The following is an 18145-nucleotide window of genomic DNA, read 5'->3' as shown; positions in this document are numbered from 1 at the left end:
GCTAGCCCGTCCTGATCGGTGACGCGTCGGCGGCCGGTCCGGACGGACTGGCTCCGATCCGCCCGCACGACCCCGGTACCCTGCGGTACGCCGTTCAGGTCTCCCGTCAGAGAGGCAGCCCCACCTGTGACTCCGATTCGCCAGAGCCGTGGCCGCCGTGCGGCACTCGCGAGCGCGACATGCGCCCTGCTCGTGACGGGAACGGTGCTCACCGGCTGCGCGGAGGATCCGAACGAGGGCACCAACGGCGTCGGCAGACTGCCCGCCGCCAAGATCCAGGGCAAGACCCGGTCCGCCGCCGAATCCGCCGGGGCGGTCCGGATGCACGGCAACGTCGTCAGCGGCGGGCGGACCTACGCGCTCGACGTCCGGCTGAAGGACGACGGCGGCGACGGCTCGGTCACCTCCGAGGGCGCGACCTTCAAGCTGCTGCGCATCGGCGAGCAGCTCTACGTCAAGGCGGACGCCGAGTTCTGGACTCACGGCGACGGCAAGAGCGACAGCGGCGAGGGGGACGCGGCGGCGGCCTCCAAGCTCGGCGGCAAGTACGTGAAGGTGCCGCAGGGCGACCCCTCGTACAAGAAGTTCAGTGGTTTCACGGACAAGCGTCTCCTCCTCGACAGTCTGCTGACCCTGCACGGGACGCTCGCGACGGACGGCCACGACGAGGAGGCGGGCGTCCGCACCATCCGCGTCACCGGTGACAAGGGTTCCGGCGGCACCCTGGAGGTCTCCCTCGAGGGCAAGCCGTACCCCCTGCGCCTGGAGCGGGCCGGTGGGGCGGGCACCCTCACCTTCTCCGGCTGGGGCGAGGACTTCTCCCTCCGGGAGCCGGAGAGGAACGAGACGGTGGACTACGGCAGGCAGCTGCCGTCCTCCTAGGCCGTCAGGTCCGTTTGCGCTTCTTCAGCAGCAGGCGGGGCAGTCCCGCCGGGACCGGCCGGCGGGTGATCGCCGGGGACGGCAGGGGAGGCTCGGACAGCGAGCCGTCGGGCAGGGGCGCCGTCGCCCCCGTCGGTTCCAGGCGCAGCACCCGGCACTCGCGGGCCCAGCGGTCGGTCATGGCCTCGCCGTCGGGCGCGTTCAGCCGTTTGCCCTTGAGCTCGGCGACCGCCGCGTCCCACGCCTGCGAGCCCGGCGCGAGCTCCGTGACCCGCGCCGTCCAGGTGGCCAGCCGGCCGCCCTTGTCCTTGCTGCGGACCGTCACCTTCGCCTCGGCGCCGTCGGCGAGACCAGGCAGCGGCTGCTCGCCCGGCCCGTCGCCCACCAGGCACGCGGCACCCTCGTGCCACACGTGCCACAGCGCACGCGCCGGGCCGTCGGGGCCCTGGACCCAGACGAGGCCGGACTTCTTCGTGGCCTCCTCGACGAGGGCCTGGTCGAGCAGCTCGCTTGTCATGGGGCCCAGCCTAACCAGGCCGCTCACAGCCACCCGTTCCGCTTCAGCGTGCGGTGGATGCCGAGGCAGACGACCACGGTGAAGCCCAGGATCACCGGGTAGCCGTAGCGCCAGTGCAGCTCCGGCATGTGGTCGAAGTTCATGCCGTACACGCCGCACACCATGGTCGGCACGGCGATGATCGCGGCCCACGAGGTGATCTTCCGCATGTCCTCGTTCTGGGCGACGGATGCCTGCGCCAGGTTGGCCTGGAGGATGGAGTTGAGCAGCTCGTCGAAGCCGAGGACCTGCTCCTGGACGCGGGCCAGGTGGTCGGCGACGTCCCGGAAGTACTTCTGGATGTCCGGGTCGACCAGCCGCATGGGCCGCTCGCTCAGCAGTTGCATGGGCCGCAGCAGCGGCGACACGGCCCGCTTGAACTCCAGCACCTCGCGCTTGAGTTGGTAGATCCGGCCGGCGTCGGAACCGCGCGGCGAGCCCTTGCGCCCCGGGGAGAACACCTCGGTCTCGACCTCGTCGATGTCGTCCTGCACCGCGTCGGCGACGGCGATGTACCCGTCGACGACGTGGTCCGCGATCGCGTGCAGCACGGCCGAGGGGCCCTTGGCCAGCAGCTCGGGGTCGTCCTGCAGGCGGTGCCTGAGGGCCCGCAGGGAGCCCTGCCCGCCGTGCCGGACGGTGATGAAGAAGTCCCGTCCGGTGAAGCACATGACCTCGCCGGACTCGACGACCTCGCTGTTGGCGTCGAGCTGGTCGTGCTCGACGTAGTGGATGGTCTTGAACACGGTGAAGAGGGAGTCGTCGTAGCGCTCCAGCTTGGGCCGCTGGTGGGCCTGGACGGCGTCCTCCACGGCCAGCGGGTGCAGCCCGAACTCACTGGCGATGCCGGAGAATTCGGCCTCGGTCGGCTCGTGCAGGCCGATCCACACGAAGCCCCCGTCACGGCGCGCCAGGCGCACCGCCTCGTGCGGGGTCAGGGCGGTCTCGGTCTCGATGCGGCGACCGTCCCGGTAGACGGCGCAGTCGACGACGGCGGTGGCCGTCGCCGGGCTGCGGGTGGCGTCGTAGGTGCCACTGTCCTTGCGCAGCGAGACACGGGACGGACGGACCACGGCGCGCAGGTCGCGGATCATCGACATGGCGGGCTCCTTCGCGGGCGGGCAACGAAAGGCGCCGGCGACGACGGGTGGAACTACCCGGAATGAGGACGTTGTGACTGCGGATGTTTGGCACGTCCACAAAGCGGGGAGCACCGCACCGTCGCGGTGGCGAGCTTCGTTACTGATTCAGCTACTGAGGCAGATCAGGAAAAACGAAACGAAGCGCTCTTCCGCGGTGAAGCGAGTGCGAGAGGTGGCAGCCAGAGACAGAGCAGCTACATCAGCGGCGGGAGAGCGTGGTGCTACTGCACGGTCGACTTCGATCCATTGCAGCCCCACCTCCTCCGGCCGGTCCCTCGTAAGGGAGTTCCTTCGGCGTCAGGGCTTGATCGCGACGCTTCTGCGTGCTGCCCCGAACCACCGGGCAAGAGTAGCAGCCGGCACAACTGTCAAGGTGCTGCTTTGCCCGCTACTGGCGAGTTCTATGCTCGCCGCATGGCAGATGTTCTCCCTCTGGTCGAAGCCCGGTTGCGCAGCGCGCTGGGCGAACCGGACGCGCGCGCGGCGGTCACCTTCCTCGGTACGGACCGCATCGAGGTGCTCCGCTTCCAGGAGGGCGGCATCGTCCGCTACGCCTCGCTGGGCATGTCCGCGCACCCGATGACGGACCCCACGGCGGTGGTCGCCGACCCGGTCAAGGGTCCGCGCGCCGAGCTGGTCCTCTCGGTCCGCTCCGGTCTCGCCGACACGGACAAGGTGCTCCGGCCGCTCGCCGTGCTCGCCGCGTCTCCGCAGGTGGAGGGCCTGGTCGTGGCCCCCGGAGCGTCCCTCGACGTCGGTGAGCCGCTGTGGCCGGGCGCCCCGTTCAGCTCGGTCCTGGTCGCCGAGCCGGGCGGTCTGGTCGAGGACCTGGAGCTCGACGAGCCCCTCGACCCCGTGCGGTTCCTGCCGCTGCTGCCGATGACCCCGAACGAGGCCGCCTGGAAGCGGGTGCACGGCGCGCAGGCGCTTCAGGAGCGGTGGCTGAACCAGGGGACGGACCTCCGGGATCCTTCCCGGAAGTCCGTCCCGCTGGAGTGAGCAAGGTCACCAACGCCGGGCTGTACGGCGTCAGTTGGCGAACACGGTGACACTGTCCTCGGTCGCGTGCTTCGGCTCCAACTCCTCCGCGGTGGGGGTCCCCCCTGCTCGAGCGGAGTCGAGAGCTTGGGGGAGTGTGAGGGCCTTGCGCCGTACGACGACCACGGCCGCGCCCACGACCGCGGTGATCGCCGCCACCACGAACGGGATGTGGATGTCGGTCCACTCCTCGATCTTCGGCGCGAAGTAAGGGGCTGCCGCCGCCGCGAACCAGCGCACGAAGTTGTAGCCCGCGCTCGCCACCGGCCGGGGCGCGTCCGAGACGCCGAGGGCCAGTTCGGTGTAGACGGTGTTGTTCACGCCGATGAAGGCGCCGGACAGGATCGTGCAGACCACGGCGGCCGTGTGGGAGCCGTAACCGAGCACCAGGACGTCGGCCGCGAGCAGGACCAGTGAACCGCCGAGCACCTTCAGTGAGCCGAACCGCTTCTGGAGCCGGGGCGCGACGATCACCGAGAAGACGGCGAGCAGCACACCCCATGCGAAGAACACCGCACCCGACCGGTACGGGCTCATGTTCAGCACGAACGGCGTGAAGGCCAGCACGGTGAAGAACGTGTAGTTGTAGAAGAACGCCGAGACCGCCGCGGAGGCGAGGCCGCCGTGGCCGAGGGCCTTGAGCGGGTCCAGCAGCGAGGTCTTGCGGGCCGGCTTCGGCTGCTCCTTAAGGAACACCGTGATGCACAGGAAGCCGACGGCCATCAGGAACGCGGTGCCGAAGAACGGGTAGCGCCAGCTGGCGTCGCCGAGCAGGGCGCCCAGCAGCGGGCCGCAGGCCATGCCGAGACCGAGGGCCGACTCGTACAGCAGGATCGCCGCGGCGCTGCCGCCGGCCGCCGCACCGACGATGACCGCGAGGGCCGTCGAGACGAACAGCGCGTTGCCCAGGCCCCATCCGGCCCGGAATCCGACCAGTTCGTCGACGGATCCGGAGGTGCCCGCGAGCCCGGCGAACACCACGACGAACGCGAGGCCGAGCAGCAGTGTCTTCTTCCCGCCGATCCGGCTGGAGACGAATCCGGTCACCAGCATCGCGACGGCGGTGATGAGGAAGTACGAGGTGAAGAGCAGGGAGACCTGGCCGGCCGTGGCGTCGAGGCCCTGGGCGATGGACGGCAGGATCGGATCGACGAGCCCGATGCCCATGAAGGCGACGACCGAGGCCCCGGCGGTCGCCCACACGGACTTGGGCTGCTTCAGGAGGCCGCCCGCTCCGGCGTCGAAGGAGTCCATTGCTTGCTCCCTTTCCAGAGACGAGATAGTTGGTATATGCACATACTAAGTTAGCCAAGCTAATTAATGCAAACTACATCTAGTGTGGGCGGTGAAGGGTTCCGTCCGGATGGGTGATCGTCCTTGACGCGGCGGGGCGCGGGTAGGACCGTGGGGCCCTATGAGGGGCGAACCCAGTTGCCCGAAGTGTGGTGGCCGGGTCAGGGCTCCCGGCCTCTTCTCCGACTCGTGGCAGTGCGATGTGCACGGCACCGTTCATCCGGTGCAGCCCGTGATACCGCCCAGCGTCGACGCCCTCGACGTCGTGGTGCACCGCACCCGGGTGCCGCTGTGGATGCCCTGGCCGCTGCCGGTGGGGTGGTTGTTCACGGGGGTGGCCTGCGCGGGGGACGACCGCACCGGCGGCCGCGCGACCGCAGTGGCCTGCACGGGGCCCGGGCCGCTCGGCGGGATGGGCGAGCTGATCCTGGTGGCCGAGGAGCTCGGGGTCGGGCTCGGGGCGCGCTATGCGGGCATGGACGGCCCCGACCCGGGGCCGCACATGGACGTCGAGAAGCCGCCGCAGGCCAAGGTGCTGGCCGCCGGGCGCCCCACGCCGCTGTGGCACGTGGCCGGGGCGCCCGGCGACCGGGCGGTGTTCGCGGGAGAGGCGCTCGGGATGTGGCTGTGGGCCGTGGTGTGGCCCGAGCAGTCCGGGCTGCTGATGTACGACGAACTGGTGCTGGCGGATCTCCGGGAGGCGGGGGCCGAGGTGGAGCTGGTGCCTTGTGGGGCGTTGTCCCCGCGTCTGCTTCAGCCGTAGTGCCTCCGGGGGCGGGAGGTCGGGTGCGTCGGCGCCGCGCACTTCTTGTGGCCGGTCGCGCGGTTCCCCGCGCCCCTTCGGGGTCGGGCGGTTCCCCGCGCCCCTTCGGGGTCGGGCGGTTCCCCGCGCCCCTTCGGGGTCGGGTAGTTCCCCGCGCCCCTTCGGGGTCGGGCGGTTCCGTGTGCCGCCCTGAGGCCCGTGATGTAGGGGGCGCGTGCCGGGTTCAGGTGTGACATCGGGCGTTGAAAATGCGGTTATCCTTGAGCAGCCCTGTTCGTGCCGTCTGTGTCTGGAGCTCGTGTCGTGCGCATCGATCTGCACACCCACTCCACCGCTTCCGACGGCACGGACTCGCCCGCCGAGCTGGTGCGCAAAGCCGCCGTGACCGGGCTCGACGTCGTCGCGCTCACCGATCACGACACCACGCGCGGGCATGCGGAGGCGATCGCCGCGCTGCCCCAGGGCGTCACGCTGGTGACCGGGGCAGAGCTCTCCTGCCGGATCGACGGCATCAGCATGCACATGCTGGCCTACCTCTTCGACGCCGAGGAGCCGGCGCTGCTCGCCGAGCGGGAGCTGGTCCGGGACGACCGGGTACCGCGCGCCCAGGGCATGATCGCCAAGCTTCAGGAGCTCGGCGTGCCGGTGACCTGGGAACAGGTGGCGCGGATCGCCGGAGACGGGTCCGTCGGGCGCCCGCACGTGGCGAGCGCGCTCGTCGAGCTGGGTGTCGTGCCGACGGTGAACGACGCCTTCACGCAGGACTGGCTGGCCGACGGCGGCCGGGTCTTCGTGGAGAAGCACGAGACCGACCCCTTCGAGGCCATCCGCCTGATCAAGGGCGCGGGCGGGGTCGCGGTGTTCGCGCACCCCGGGGCGAGCAAGCGGGGGCTCACGGTGCCGGAGGCCGCCATCGCCGAGATGGCCGCGGCCGGGCTGGATGGCGTCGAGGTCGACCACATGGACCACGACGCGGACACGCGGGCGCGGCTGCGGGGTCTGGCCAAGGAGCTCGGGCTGCTCGTGACCGGGTCCTCGGACTACCACGGCAGCCGCAAGACCTGCGTGCTCGGGGAGTACACGACGGATCCCGAGGTGTACGGGGAGATCACGCGACGGGCCTTCGGGGCGTTTCCCGTGCCGGGGGCCGGCGGGGCCGCCTGAGCCCTTCCCGCTCCAGGTCTTCTTCAGGCACTCGGCGCTGTTCGCCGTGCCCACCCGTTCCACCCCCAGTGCCTCAAGGGCATGCGGGGACCCCCGACGGAACGCCTGCCCACAGCGGTCCCGGTACGCCGTGCTCCGCCGCTCCACCCTTACCGCAAGGCCATCACCCTCATGTTCGACGTCGCCGTCTTCGGCTCCCTGTTCCTGACCCTCTTCGTCATCATGGATCCCCCGGGGATCACACCGATCTTCCTCGCCCTCACCGCGGGCCGGCCCGGCAAGGTGCAGAAGCGGATGGCCTTCCAGGCCGTCTGCGTCGCCGGCGGTGTGATCACCGTGTTCGGGCTCCTCGGGCACCAGATCCTGAACTATCTGCACGTGTCCGTGCCCGCGCTGATGATCGCGGGCGGCCTGCTGCTTCTCCTGATCGCGCTGGACCTGCTCACCGGCAAGACCGACGAGCCGAAGCAGACCAAGGACGTCAACGTCGCCCTGGTGCCACTGGGCATGCCGCTGCTGGCCGGACCCGGGGCGATCGTGTCGGTCATCCTCGCCGTGCAGAAGGCCCACAGCATCGCCACGCAGGTGTCCGTGTGGGCGGCCATCCTCGCCATCCACGTCGTGCTGTGGCTGGTGATGCGCTACTCGCTGGTGATCATCCGGATCATCAAGGACGGCGGTGTGGTCCTGGTGACCCGCCTGGCCGGCATGATGCTCTCCGCGATCGCCGTGCAGCAGATCATCAACGGTGTCACGCAGGTGATCCAGCAGAGCTGAGGGCCGGCTTCAGGCCTGCTGGGGCAGGACACCGCGGATCTCCCGGGCCGGCCCGGGGTGGCCGAGGTACTCGTCGATCTTGTGCGCGCGGTCGCGGCCATTGGAGACGGCCAGCTGGGTGAGCTTCCCCCAGCGGTCGTCCGCCAGGGGGCAACCGATGGCGACGGCGTCGGTGGGGCACCAGACGTTCACCCAGTCACGCACCCGGGGCGGCTGGTGCGGGCCGCGAGTCAGCAGCCGTTCGTTGACGCCGTCGAGGCCGAGCGGGCTGCCCGCGGTGACCAGCAGGACGGGGTCGAGGCCGTCGGGGATCCGGGTCAGGAGGTCCATGCCCACGACCGTGCCCAGGCTGTGCGTGACCAGCACCAGCTCGCCGCTGGTGGGCATCGTCTCCATCACGCTGTCCAGCACCGCCTGCCGCACGGCGCCGTCACCGAGGTACAGGTCGACGTCCCGCAGAAATGTGGCGATGGTCCACTCGTCCAGGTCCGACCGGGCGGCCAGCCAGCTCAGCGGCCGGTGCAGCACCCCGACCAGGCCCGCACCGAAGCCCTCCGTGGCCGCCGGCCCGTTCTGTGGCATGCCGGCCCGGGCGGCCGCCTCGTAGAGCAGCCGCTCGTAGGAGCCCGTGGGTGATTCCGCTGCGAACACCTCGGCGGCAGCGGCGGCGCTCACCCGGTCCAGGCCGATGGGCTCGGCCGTGCTCTCCCGGCCGCTCACGAGGTCGTGCAGTCGCGTGCCGTAGAACGGGAACCACACGTCCTCCGGGTCGAGCGGGGGCAGGGAGGCGAGCGTGAGTCCGCGGTTCAGCCCGGCCGTCCAGGTGCGGCGGAGATCGTCGGGGAACTTCTCCTGCTGGTCCCGGCCGTGCAGGAAGACCAGGTGCCGGTGGCCGCCGAAGGCGGTACTGCGGGCCCGCAGCCCGACCCTGGGCCGCTGGGTTTCGGTCTCGCTCTCGGTCATGGGGACCGTCACCGGAACCCCGGGCGCCGGCGGGGTCGTGAGGCCCGGTACCGCGGTCGTCCTCTCGGGTGGTGCCCCGGGGGCCGCAGCGGGGAGGGCCGGCGCCGTGGTCATGGCCTGGTCCAGGCCGGTGTCCGGGCCCATCTCGGCCAGCAGGGCACGCCGCCCCGGGCCGAGGTCCAGCCCCGCCAGGTGCTTGAGGATCGAGCTGATCCGAACGCCCTCGTTGGCGACCCACTCGATGGCGTCGTCGCCGTCGCCCTGCTGCCAGGGCCTGCCGTCCTTGCGCAGGACCCGGCCCTGGTCGTCCTTCTTCGGCACGCCGCTGTGGTGCAGCGCCACGACCTCCCACTGGTCGTTGAAGACGGGGGAGCCGGAGTTCCCCGGTTCGGTGTCGGTCGTGTAGTGCACGAAGTCGTCGAGGCGGACCAGCACGGCGTTGTCCCGCAACGCGATCTCCTTCAACCGCCCTGAGGGATGGCCGATGATGTTCACCTTCTCGCCGAGCACCAGCTTGCCGGTCTGCACACTCAGCCGGTTCCAGCCGAAGATCTCGCCCGGCGCGGGGCCGTCTCCGGTGGGCGCCAGCGCCACGAGGGCGAAGTCGAGCCGCCGGTCCGCGGCGAAGAAGGTCTGCGGGTCGAGCTCCATCCGGACGACGGTGTCGGGCAGGTTGTCCGCCGTGACCTGGGCGTTGAACTCCGCGAAGCAGGTCCGGGCGAAGCTCTCGTCGGGCAGGACGTGGTGGTTGGTCATCAGCAGCCGCGGCGAGACCAGGAAGCCGGTGCCGTGCGGCAGCTCGCGGCCGTCGCGCCGCAGGGTGATCCGGGCGACCGTGGCCCCGGCCCTGACCCCGCGCGGCAGAAAGCTCCAGGCCTGGAGCTCGTTGGACAGGTCGATGATCCGCTCGTTGGCGTCGGGCAGATCCATGGCCTCGCGGTGGATGTCGGCCACCACCGCCGAGGGCGACAGGCCGCCCCGGTCGAGGATCCGGTCGGCGCGGACGGCCAGCGCGTCGGGGGAGTCCGGGAAGCGGACCCCGGCCGCCAGCCGGCCCTCGACCCGCTCGCGCTCCGCGGTGGAGTCCTCGTAGCGCCGCGCGGCCTCGGCTGCGGCCTGCTGGTGCAGTTCCCTGTGCGGCCGGTCCGTCACCGACATGTCCCACCGTCCTGTTCTGGTTCGCACTGTCCCCCTCAGCCAGTACGCCCCCGACCAGGGAGGTCCGCAACAGCGGAGCCCCCGCCCGGCTGATGCCGGGCGGGGGCTCCGAAGCGTGGGAGATGTGCGCGCGTTATGAGGCCGTGGTCTCGGCCGGGCGGATCCACAGGCGCTGCCCGATGGAGGCGGCCTGCTGAACGATGCGGTTGACGGAGGCGGCGTCCACAACGGTCGAGTCCACAGGTGTGCCGTCGACGTCGTCGAGTCGCATGATTTCGAAGCGCAAGGGCTTCTCCCTTCGTCTGGTCATCCTCCTGAGGAGAACTACTTGAGTGAGTGGCCCACCAGGCTGCGGCGCTCGGTGTTCCATAAGGGTCAACAGGGGTGCATGGTTCAAACATTCCCTACGCTAAGGAAATTTTTCGAACGGCTAATTACTGAGTCGTAAGAGTGTCGTTACGGGACCGACCGGGACCGGTTGTGTTCGCAGCGTGACCGCCGGGACAATGGAGGCGATGAACGACGACCTCGCGGCCCTCAGTGCCCGCATCGACCGCACCAACGAGCTGCTCCAGCGCATGCTCGCCGAGGTGGCGAAGACGCCCTCGACCCACGCGATCTTCGTCGATGCCGGGTATCTGTACGCCGCCGCCGGCCGCCTCGTCGCAGGCACGGAGGACCGCCGCGCCTTCGACGTGGACGCGGAGGGGTTGATCGACGCGCTCATCGACAAGGCCCGCACGATCTTCGCGGACAGCCGGCTGCTGCGGGTCTACTGGTACGACGGCGCCCGGCGCCGCATCCACACGGCCGACCAGCAGACCATCGCGGAACTGCCGGATGTCAAGGTGCGGCTCGGCAACCTCAACGCCAACAACCAGCAGAAGGGCGTCGACTCACTCATCCGCTCCGACCTGGAGTCCCTCGCCCGGCACCGGGCCATCAGCGACGCGGCGCTGCTCGGCGGCGACGAGGACCTCGTCTCGGCGGTGGAGGCGGCCCAGGGGTACGGCGCCCGGGTCCACCTCTGGGGCATCGAGGCGCCGGAGGGCCGCAACCAGGCGGAGCCCCTGCTCTGGGAGGTCGACAGCCAGCGCACCCTCGACCTCGACTTCTTCAAGCCGTACGTCTCCCGCCGCACCGCCTCCGCCCACGAGACGGCGGCGGAACGGCCCACCCGCGAGGCCGTGCGGTTCGTGGGTGCGCAGATCGCGGCGAAGTGGCTGGCGGCACGCGGCCGGGACACGCTGGTCGAGCTGCTGCCCGGGCACCCGTACCTGCCGGGCTCGGTCGACCAGGACCTGCTGGTGGAGGCGGAGGGCCTCCTGCAGTACTCGCTGCGCGGCCAGGCGGACCTGCGGCGGGCGCTGCGGGACGGCTTCTGGGAGCACCTGCGGACGCAGTACTAGTCCGTCCCGGGAGCCGCCGGGAACCGGCCCTCTCCGAGGTCGTCCCAGAAGTCCGCGAGGGCGTGGGCCGTCGGCAGGGGCCGGTCGGCGTTGGGGGAGTGCTCGGCTCCCGTGACGACCGTGCGGCGCGCGTCCAACCGCAGGGCCATGTCGTCGAGGATCGCCACCGGCCAGGTGTCGTCGTGCGCGCCCGACAGCACGTGGAAGGGCAGCGGGACCGCGGCGAGTTCGGCCACGCGGTCCGGCTCGGTGCACAACTGACGCCCCGTCGCGAGCAGTTGGGCAGGGCTGTGGCCCAGCCAGCGGCGGCGCAACTGGTCCTGGTCACCGAGGCCGCGAGCCGGTCCGCCGACCTCTTCCGGCGCCCCCATGGCCTGGATGGCCTCCCACACCTGCGCCATCGACAGCACCGCGAGCGCGTCCCGCAGGAGCTTCACTCGCTGCTGCTGGGAGACGGAGATCTCCGCCGGGCCGGACGAGACCAGGGTGAACGAGACGAAGGGGGAGTGGTCGAGCAGCACGGCCGCACGGGCGATCTGCCCGCCGAGCGAGTGCCCCACGAGGTGCACGGGTTCGCCCAGCGCCTCGGCCTGTGCGAGCACGTCCCGCGCCAGTTCCCGCTGGGAGTAGGCCGACTCGTCGTTCAGGGGCCCCTCCGACTCGTGCTGCCCCCGCCCGTCCACGGCGACGACCCGGTATCCCCGCTCCGCGAGCGGCTCGTGGAGGAGCCTGAAGTCCTCCTTGCTCCCGGTGAACCCGGGCAGCATCAGGGCGACTCCCCTGACCTCCGCACCCGGCTTCGGCGACGAGTCGACGACGGCGAACTCGCCGCGTGAGGTGCGCAGGGGGTAGGCGCGGGCGCCCGGGGGCGGAGGGAAGGTGGGGTGGCTGCTCACGGGGGCGAGGGTAGCGGGTGCGGCCGACCGTGTGCCCCGGGCGAAAGGTGGGCGGCCGGGCTCCTGCTGGAGGGCTGGGCTTTGGGGGTGCGTGGTGGCTTCGAGTGTGGGGGTGACCCTGTCGCCCGGGTGAACGCCGACGGCCCGGCTCCCTGTGAAGGGGGCCGGGCCGTCGTGGAGGAGCGTGTCAGCCCTCCGTCGGCTCCGCGGTGGCCGTGGCCTTGCGGGTGCGGCGCACCCTGGGCTTCGGCTCCGTCGCGTCCTCGGCAGTGGCGGCCGTGGCGGCCGCTGCCGTCTTGCGCGCGCGGCGCGGCTTGACCTGGGCGGTCTCCGGCTCCTGATCCGCCTGCGCGGGGATCTCGGCCGGCTCGGCGGCCTTGCGGGCGCGGCGGCGCGGCTTGGCCTCCGTACCCTCGGCCGTGTCGACCGCGACCTCGGCCGCTGCCGTCTTCCGGGTCCGACGCGGCTTGGCTTCGACGGCCTCCGCGTCCGGGGTCGCGGCAGCCGTCTTGCGCGTGCGGCGCGGCTTCGCCTCGACGGTCTCCGCGTCCGGGACGGCAGTGGCGGTCTTCCGCGTCCGGCGCGGCTTGGCCTCGGCGGCCTCCGGCTCCTGGGCCGTCTGGGCCGGGATCTCGGCGACAGCCGCGGCCGGCTCGGTGGCCTTACGGGTCCGGCGGCGCGGCTTGGCCTCCGCGCCCTCGGCCGTGTCTACTGCTTCCTCCGCCGGAGCGGCGGCCTTGCGGGTGCGACGCGGCTTGGTCTGCGCGACCTCGGAAACCTCGGCCGGGGCCGCAGCCGTTGCCGTGGCCTCGCCCGCGGTCTCGGCGGTCTTGCGGGTGCGGCGGCGCGGCTTGGCCTCGGCGGCCTCCGCCGTGTCGACGGCGGCTTCGGCCGCAGCCGCCGCCTTGCGCGTACGCCTGGGCTTGGCCTCGGCCGCCTCGACGGCGTCCTCCGCGCCCGGCGCCGCCACGGCCCTCTTGCGGGTGCGACGCGGCTTCGCCTCGGTCGGCTCCGGAGCGGGCTCGGTGACCCCCTCGGCCGTGTCGACGCTCGCCTCCGCCTTCGCGGTCGTCTTGCGGGCGCGGCGCGGCTTGCTCTCCGCCGGCTCAGGCGTGGACCCGGTGGTCCCCTCGGCCGTGTCGAGCGCCGACTCGGCCGCGGACGCCGCCGTGGCCTTGCGGGTGCGGCGGCGCGGCTTGGCGGCGGCCTCGGGCTGTGCGGCATCCGCGGCGGCGGGAGTCTCGGCGACGACCGCCGGCTCCGCGACGACCGCCGGCTCCGCGACCGACGGCGTGACCGCGGCCTCGGTCTCCACGACCGGCGTCTCCGAACGGCGCGTGCGGCGCCGGCGCGGCTTCGCGGCCGTCTCGGTGGCCTCCGTGGCCGTGCCCTCCGCCGTCGCGACGGCGCTCTCCGCCTGCTCGGACGCGGCGGACTCGACCGCCGCGACCGGAGCCGGCTGGGACTGGGCCCCGCCGCGGGTGCGGCGACGGCGGCGCGGGGTGCGCGGAGTCGTCACGGCGTCCGCCTCGGCGGCGCCGTCGGTGGTCGTGGTACCCGGTGCGATGGCGCCGGTGGACTCCGGCGCCCCGTCCGCCGTGGCCCCGCCACGGGTACGGCGGCGGCGACGCGGCGTACGCGACGACTGCTCGCGGTCGGCCGAACGGGACTCGTCCCGGTCGCCGCGGCCCCCTCGGCCGCCTCGGTCGCCGCGTCCGCGCGGCCCGCGGCCGCCCGGCTCGCCGACGTCCTCCAGCTCCTCCGCGTCCAGCCCAGCGCGCGTACGCTCCGAGCGCGGCAGAACGCCCTTGGTGCCCTCGGGGATGCCGAGGTCGGAGAAGAGGTGCGGGGACGTGGAGTACGTCTCCGGCGGGTCGTTGAAGTCCAGCTCCAGCGCCTTGTTGATCAGCTGCCAGCGCGGGATGTCGTCCCAGTCGACGAGCGTGATCGCGATGCCCTTCGCACCTGCGCGGCCCGTACGGCCGATGCGGTGCAGGTACGTCTTCTCCTCTTCCGGCGACTGGTAGTTGATGACGTGCGTGACGCCCTCGACGTCGATGCCGCGGGCGGCGACGTCAGTGCAGACGAGCACGTCCACCTTGCCGTTGCGGAAGGCGCGCAACGCCTGCTCGCGGGCGCCCTGGCCGAGATCGCCGTGGACCGCGCCGGAGGCGAACCCGCGCTGCTTCAGCTGGTCGGCGAGGTCGGCCGCCGTGCGCTTGGTGCGGCAGAAGACCATGGCCAGCCCGCGGCCCTCGGCCTGGAGGATGCGCGCGACCATTTCGGGCTTGTCCATGTTGTGCGCGCGGTAGATGTACTGCTTGGTGTTCGCGACCGTCGCGCCCGCGTCGTCCGGCGACGTGGCGCTGATGTGCGTGGGCTGCGACATGTAGCGGCGGGCGAGGCCGATGACCGCGCCCGGCATGGTGGCCGAGAACAGCATGGTCTGGCGCCGCACCGGCAGCATGTTGATGATCTTCTCGACGTCGGGCAGGAAGCCCAGGTCGAGCATCTCGTCGGCCTCGTCGAGGACCAGGGACTTGACGTGCTTCAGGTTCAGCTTCTTCTGCCCGGCGAGGTCGAGCAGCCGGCCCGGGGTGCCGACGACCACGTCGACGCCCTTCTTCAGGGCCTCGACCTGGGGCTCGTAGGCCCGGCCGCCGTAGATGGCGAGGACGCGCACGTTGCGGACCTTGCCCGCGGTCAGCAGGTCGTTGGTGACCTGTGTGCACAGCTCGCGCGTGGGGACGACGACGAGCGCCTGCGGGGCCTCGGTGAGGTCCTCGGGCTCGGCGCGCCCGGCCTCCACGTCGGCGGGAACGGTGACGCGCTCGAGGAGCGGGAGGCCGAAGCCCAGCGTCTTGCCGGTGCCGGTCTTGGCCTGACCGATGACGTCCTTGCCCGACAGGGCCACGGGGAGCGTCATCTCCTGGATGGGGAAGGGGGTGATGATGCCGACGGCCTCGAGGGCCTCGGCGGTCTCGGGAAGGATTCCGAGCTCTCGGAACGTAGTCAGGGTGCTGCCTCTTCTGTGTGGGCGGCGCGAGGCGAGCGCGGGGTCGTGTCAGACCGTGCTGGGGACGTCGGCTGCCTACGGGCGGACCGTAGAGCACGGGACCGCGCCGACGCTCTAGCGCTCGTGCCGCTGAGGGTGTCCCCCTCCTGGTCTCGTCCGCACTGTGGCGGACGGCCGGGGAGGGCTGTCGGGTCGGAGCCGATCGGGCCACCGACCGGGCATCCTCATACGTGCGGCCTGTCGAGGTACGTCAACGTACCAGCAGGCGCATTACCACCATACCCCGGAATCGCGCACATGCGATGGCCGATTCGGTCACGTAGTCGTCGTCACAGTGATTGACCAGGGCCTTACGCCTCCCGGCAAGCGGGTTATTGTGCGCTTCATGACGAGCTCTGACAAGCCTGAGAACGCCTCGGACACCGCCGCCGCCGAACCCACCTCAGTCGCCGCCCGGGACTGGGCGACGGCCTCCGCCGACCCGCAGTACCGCGCCGCGGTCGTGGATCTGCTCGGTGCGCTCGCCTACGGGGAACTGGCGGCGTTCGAGCGGCTCGCGGAGGACGCCAAACTGGCGCCGACACTGGCGGACAAGGCGGAGCTGGCGAAGATGGCGTCGGCGGAGTTCCACCACTTCGAGAGGCTGCACGACCGGCTGGCCGAGATCGGGGAGGAGCCGACGCGGGCGATGGAGCCGTTCGTCGCCGCGTACGACGGGTTCCACAAGCAGACGGCCCCCTCGGACTGGCTGGAGGGCCTCGTCAAGGCCTACGTGGGCGACTCCATCGCCAGCGACTTCTACCGGGAGGTCGCCGCCCGGCTGGACTCCGACTCGCGTGACCTGGTGCTGGCCGTGCTCGACGACACGGGGCACGGCGGCTTCGCCGTGGAGAAGGTGCGGGCCGCGATCGACGCCGACCCGCGCGTGGGCGGGCGGCTCGCGCTGTGGGCCCGGCGGCTGATGGGCGAGGCCCTGTCGCAGTCCCAGCGGGTGGTGGCCGACCGGGACGCGCTGTCGACCATGCTGGTGGGCGGTGTCGCGGACGGCTTCGACCTCGCCGAGGTCGGCAAGATGTTCTCCCGGATCACCGAGGCCCACACCAAGCGGATGGCCGCCCTGGGGCTGGCCGCCTAGGGCCTGCCGTCCGAAGCGGGCCGGCTGTGGGGCGCTGCGCCTCTCAGCCGACCCGGGCCCCGCGACGCCGGGAGGATCCGGCCGGACGGGGCCCAGTCGCCCTCTGGCCGATCCGCGTCCTCACAGGCGCCACCACCGGCGACTCCTCACGCGGTCGCCGATCGGCGGCGCAGTCTTCCCGCGGGGCGCAGCAGCAGCGACAGCGAGGCCACCGAGACGATCACCGCGCCGAGCAGGACGAGCAGCACATGTCCGGCCTCCAGTGCGCTGTGCATGACGAACGCCCCGAAGAGGGCGCCGGCGACTCCGGTCGACAGCACCATGGAGCGGGCCGGGAGACGGTGCGGCAGGCGGTGTGCGGCCGCCCACGCCAGAGCCAGGCCGAGGATCGCGGAACTCAGCGCTTCCAGGAGCATGTCGGGGTCCCTCCCACACGGCCGGCCTGCCCAAATCGGTCGTAGCCCGTCTTACCCCTGACCTGCGGAATCCAATCCACCCCTGTGGGCGACTTGTGTGCCATCCGTGGAGGAACCGGTGCGCCGCAAGGGCGAGCCGAGGGCTACGCGAGATGGGTGTCCGAGGCAGGGCGACGCAAACGGGGTGGACCGGCACCAATGCAAGCGGGACGGGTCGGGACCCACGCAGGCGGGAGCTGCCGGCAGTCGTGCAAGCGGGACGGGTCGGGACCAGCGCCGGCGGGAGCTGGTGGCACGAGTGCAAGCGGGGCGGGTCGGCGGCAACGCAACGTGGCCTCCCGCTCGGTCGTTCGCAAGCGTGACGCTCGGCGGCAACGCAAACGGGGCGGGTCGGCCGAAGCCGTCCCGCCCCGCTCCACGCGTGCGCCTACAGCGCTCCGAAACCCACCTTGCGCGGGGCCGGCTCACCGATCTCGACGTAGGCGAGACGGTCGGCCGGGACGAGGAGCTTGCGGCCGTGCTCGTCCACGAGGCTCAGCAGCTGCGACTTCCCGGCCAGTGCCTCGGCGACCACGCGCTCGACCTCCTCGGCAGTCTGACCGCTCTCCAGAACGATCTCGCGGGGCGCGTGCTGCACGCCGATCTTGACCTCCACGGCTATGTCCCTCCGACGGTCAGTGTTGCGCGACCTTCCGCGCTGTACGCAGCACACATTAGCCCGGTGAGGGGACGTACAGGCTCCGCCCGAGAACGCCACGAGCGAACATCGGGCGGGAACAAAGGCGCCTGTCAGTGCTGCGGCTGGTCCATGCCGTGCAGCGGGAAGCCCGCGATACCGCGCCATGCCAGCGAGGTGAGCAGCTGTACGGCCTGGTCCCGGGGCACGCTGCGGTCGCTGTGCAGCCAGGACCGCGCCACCACCTGGGCGAGGCCGCCCAGGCCCGAGGCGAGCAGCATCGACTCCGGGCGCGACAGGCCGGTGTCCTCGGCGATGACGTCGCAGATCGCCTCCGCGCACTCGTTCGTGACCTTGTCGACGCGCTCGCGCACGGCGGGCTCGTTCGTCAGGTCCGACTCGAAGACCAGGCGGAAGGCACCGCCGTCGTCCTCGACGTAGGCGAAGTAGGCGTCCATCGTCGCCCGCACGCGCTGCTTGTTGTCGGTCGTCGACGCAAGCGCGTTCCGTACGGCCTGGATGAGCGACTCGCAGTGCTGGTCCAGCAGCGCGAGGTAGAGGTCGAGCTTGCCCGGGAAGTGCTGGTAGAGCACCGGCTTGCTGACGCCCGCACGCTCCGCGATGTCGTCCATCGCGGCGGCGTGGTAGCCCTGGGCCACGAAGACTTCCTGGGCTGCACCCAGGAGCTGGTTCCGTCGGGCACGGCGTGGCAGGCGTGTGCCCCGTGGGCGAACCGCCTCTGTCTGCTCGATGGCTGTCACGCCGCCTCCCATAGTCGTCCACATGCGGATCTGGCCGCGTCGCCATCGTACTTTTCGGTAACCGTGGTGTGCGCGGTGAGAGCGCAGAATTTCACGGACC

General features: G+C 71.7%; 17 protein-coding genes. 7 read left to right on the top strand and 10 right to left on the bottom strand.

The annotated features are described in order from the left end of the window. The first annotated feature begins 126 nt into the window (after positions 1-126). A complete protein-coding gene (locus tag FDO69_RS00240; RefSeq protein WP_104777535.1) occupies positions 127-882 on the top strand; it encodes a hypothetical protein in 756 nt (251 codons plus the stop codon). 4 nt (positions 883-886) lie between these two features. On the opposite strand, the gene FDO69_RS00235 is transcribed toward FDO69_RS00240, so the two are convergent. Beyond that, positions 887-1399, bottom strand: coding sequence for a hypothetical protein (locus tag FDO69_RS00235; RefSeq protein WP_104777534.1), 513 nt, complete (start codon positions 1397-1399; stop codon positions 887-889). 23 nt (positions 1400-1422) lie between these two features. Beyond that, complete coding sequence (locus FDO69_RS00230) at positions 1423-2538, bottom strand: magnesium and cobalt transport protein CorA (protein WP_104777533.1); 1116 nt, start codon at positions 2536-2538, stop codon at positions 1423-1425. 456 nt (positions 2539-2994) lie between these two features. Here FDO69_RS00230 and FDO69_RS00225 point away from each other — a divergent pair, with 456 nt between their 5' ends. After that, positions 2995-3579, top strand: a complete 585-nt coding sequence (locus tag FDO69_RS00225) for a suppressor of fused domain protein (RefSeq protein ID WP_104777532.1) — start codon at positions 2995-2997, stop codon at positions 3577-3579. A 30-nt stretch (positions 3580-3609) separates the two neighbouring features. Here FDO69_RS00225 and FDO69_RS00220 read toward each other — a convergent pair whose 3' ends face one another. Beyond that, positions 3610-4872, bottom strand: coding sequence for an MFS transporter (locus FDO69_RS00220; protein ID WP_104777531.1), 1263 nt, complete (start codon positions 4870-4872; stop codon positions 3610-3612). Between the two features lie 160 nt (positions 4873-5032). On the opposite strand from FDO69_RS00220, the gene FDO69_RS00215 reads away from it, so the two are divergent. From FDO69_RS00215 to FDO69_RS00205, 3 genes are all read left to right on the top strand, one after another. Further along, entirely contained in the window at positions 5033-5674 is a 642-nt protein-coding gene (locus FDO69_RS00215; protein WP_104777530.1) for a DUF6758 family protein, read from the top strand. Positions 5675-5977: 303 nt separating this feature from the next. Continuing rightward, on the top strand, positions 5978-6838 hold the full coding sequence (locus FDO69_RS00210) for a PHP domain-containing protein (RefSeq protein ID WP_104777529.1): 861 nt from the start codon (positions 5978-5980) through the stop codon (positions 6836-6838). Between the two features lie 171 nt (positions 6839-7009). Continuing rightward, complete coding sequence (locus FDO69_RS00205; protein ID WP_104777885.1) at positions 7010-7615, top strand: MarC family protein; 606 nt, start codon at positions 7010-7012, stop codon at positions 7613-7615. Positions 7616-7624: 9 nt separating this feature from the next. Here the strand turns inward: FDO69_RS00205 and FDO69_RS00200 are convergent, their stop codons facing one another. Both FDO69_RS00200 and FDO69_RS00195 read right to left on the bottom strand, forming a co-directional pair. Further along, entirely contained in the window at positions 7625-9736 is a 2112-nt protein-coding gene (locus FDO69_RS00200; protein ID WP_104777528.1) for a trypsin-like serine peptidase, read from the bottom strand. Between the two features lie 133 nt (positions 9737-9869). After that, entirely contained in the window at positions 9870-10022 is a 153-nt protein-coding gene (locus tag FDO69_RS00195) for a hypothetical protein (protein ID WP_104777527.1), read from the bottom strand. A gap of 229 nt (positions 10023-10251) precedes the next feature. Between FDO69_RS00195 and FDO69_RS00190 the strand changes: the two genes are divergently transcribed. After that, the gene (locus FDO69_RS00190) at positions 10252-11145 is read left to right on the top strand and encodes an NYN domain-containing protein (protein ID WP_167526491.1); all 894 of its coding nucleotides are present in this window, start codon (positions 10252-10254) and stop codon (positions 11143-11145) included. Here the strand turns inward: FDO69_RS00190 and FDO69_RS00185 are convergent. After that, positions 11142-12041: an alpha/beta fold hydrolase gene (locus FDO69_RS00185; RefSeq protein WP_104777525.1), complete on the bottom strand. Its 900-nt coding sequence runs from the start codon at positions 12039-12041 to the stop codon at positions 11142-11144. The two genes, FDO69_RS00190 and FDO69_RS00185, sit on opposite strands and share 4 nt — an antisense overlap. 187 nt (positions 12042-12228) lie before the next feature. After that, the gene (locus FDO69_RS00180) at positions 12229-14967 is read right to left on the bottom strand and encodes a DEAD/DEAH box helicase (RefSeq protein WP_104777524.1); all 2739 of its coding nucleotides are present in this window, start codon (positions 14965-14967) and stop codon (positions 12229-12231) included. Positions 14968-15442: 475 nt separating this feature from the next. Here FDO69_RS00180 and FDO69_RS00170 point away from each other — a divergent pair, with 475 nt between their 5' ends. Then, a complete protein-coding gene (locus FDO69_RS00170) occupies positions 15443-16192 on the top strand; it encodes a ferritin-like fold-containing protein (protein ID WP_097223187.1) in 750 nt (249 codons plus the stop codon). A gap of 146 nt (positions 16193-16338) precedes the next feature. Here FDO69_RS00170 and FDO69_RS00165 read toward each other — a convergent pair whose 3' ends face one another. The 3 genes from FDO69_RS00165 to FDO69_RS00155 form a co-directional block, all read right to left on the bottom strand. After that, a complete protein-coding gene (locus FDO69_RS00165; protein ID WP_104777522.1) occupies positions 16339-16608 on the bottom strand; it encodes a hypothetical protein in 270 nt (89 codons plus the stop codon). A 427-nt stretch (positions 16609-17035) separates the two neighbouring features. Then, positions 17036-17263, bottom strand: coding sequence for a DUF3107 domain-containing protein (locus FDO69_RS00160; protein WP_030854792.1), 228 nt, complete (start codon positions 17261-17263; stop codon positions 17036-17038). Positions 17264-17397: 134 nt separating this feature from the next. After that, positions 17398-18045, bottom strand: coding sequence for a TetR/AcrR family transcriptional regulator (locus FDO69_RS00155; RefSeq protein ID WP_104777884.1), 648 nt, complete (start codon positions 18043-18045; stop codon positions 17398-17400). Positions 18046-18145 lie beyond the last annotated feature (100 nt).

Source organism: Streptomyces tibetensis, assembly GCF_007655005.1.
Taxonomy (GTDB): Bacteria; Actinomycetota; Actinomycetes; order Streptomycetales; family Streptomycetaceae; genus Streptomyces; species Streptomyces tibetensis.
The sequence above is the reverse complement of the archived record's forward strand: the minus strand, read 5'-3'. Positions and strand labels throughout refer to the sequence as shown.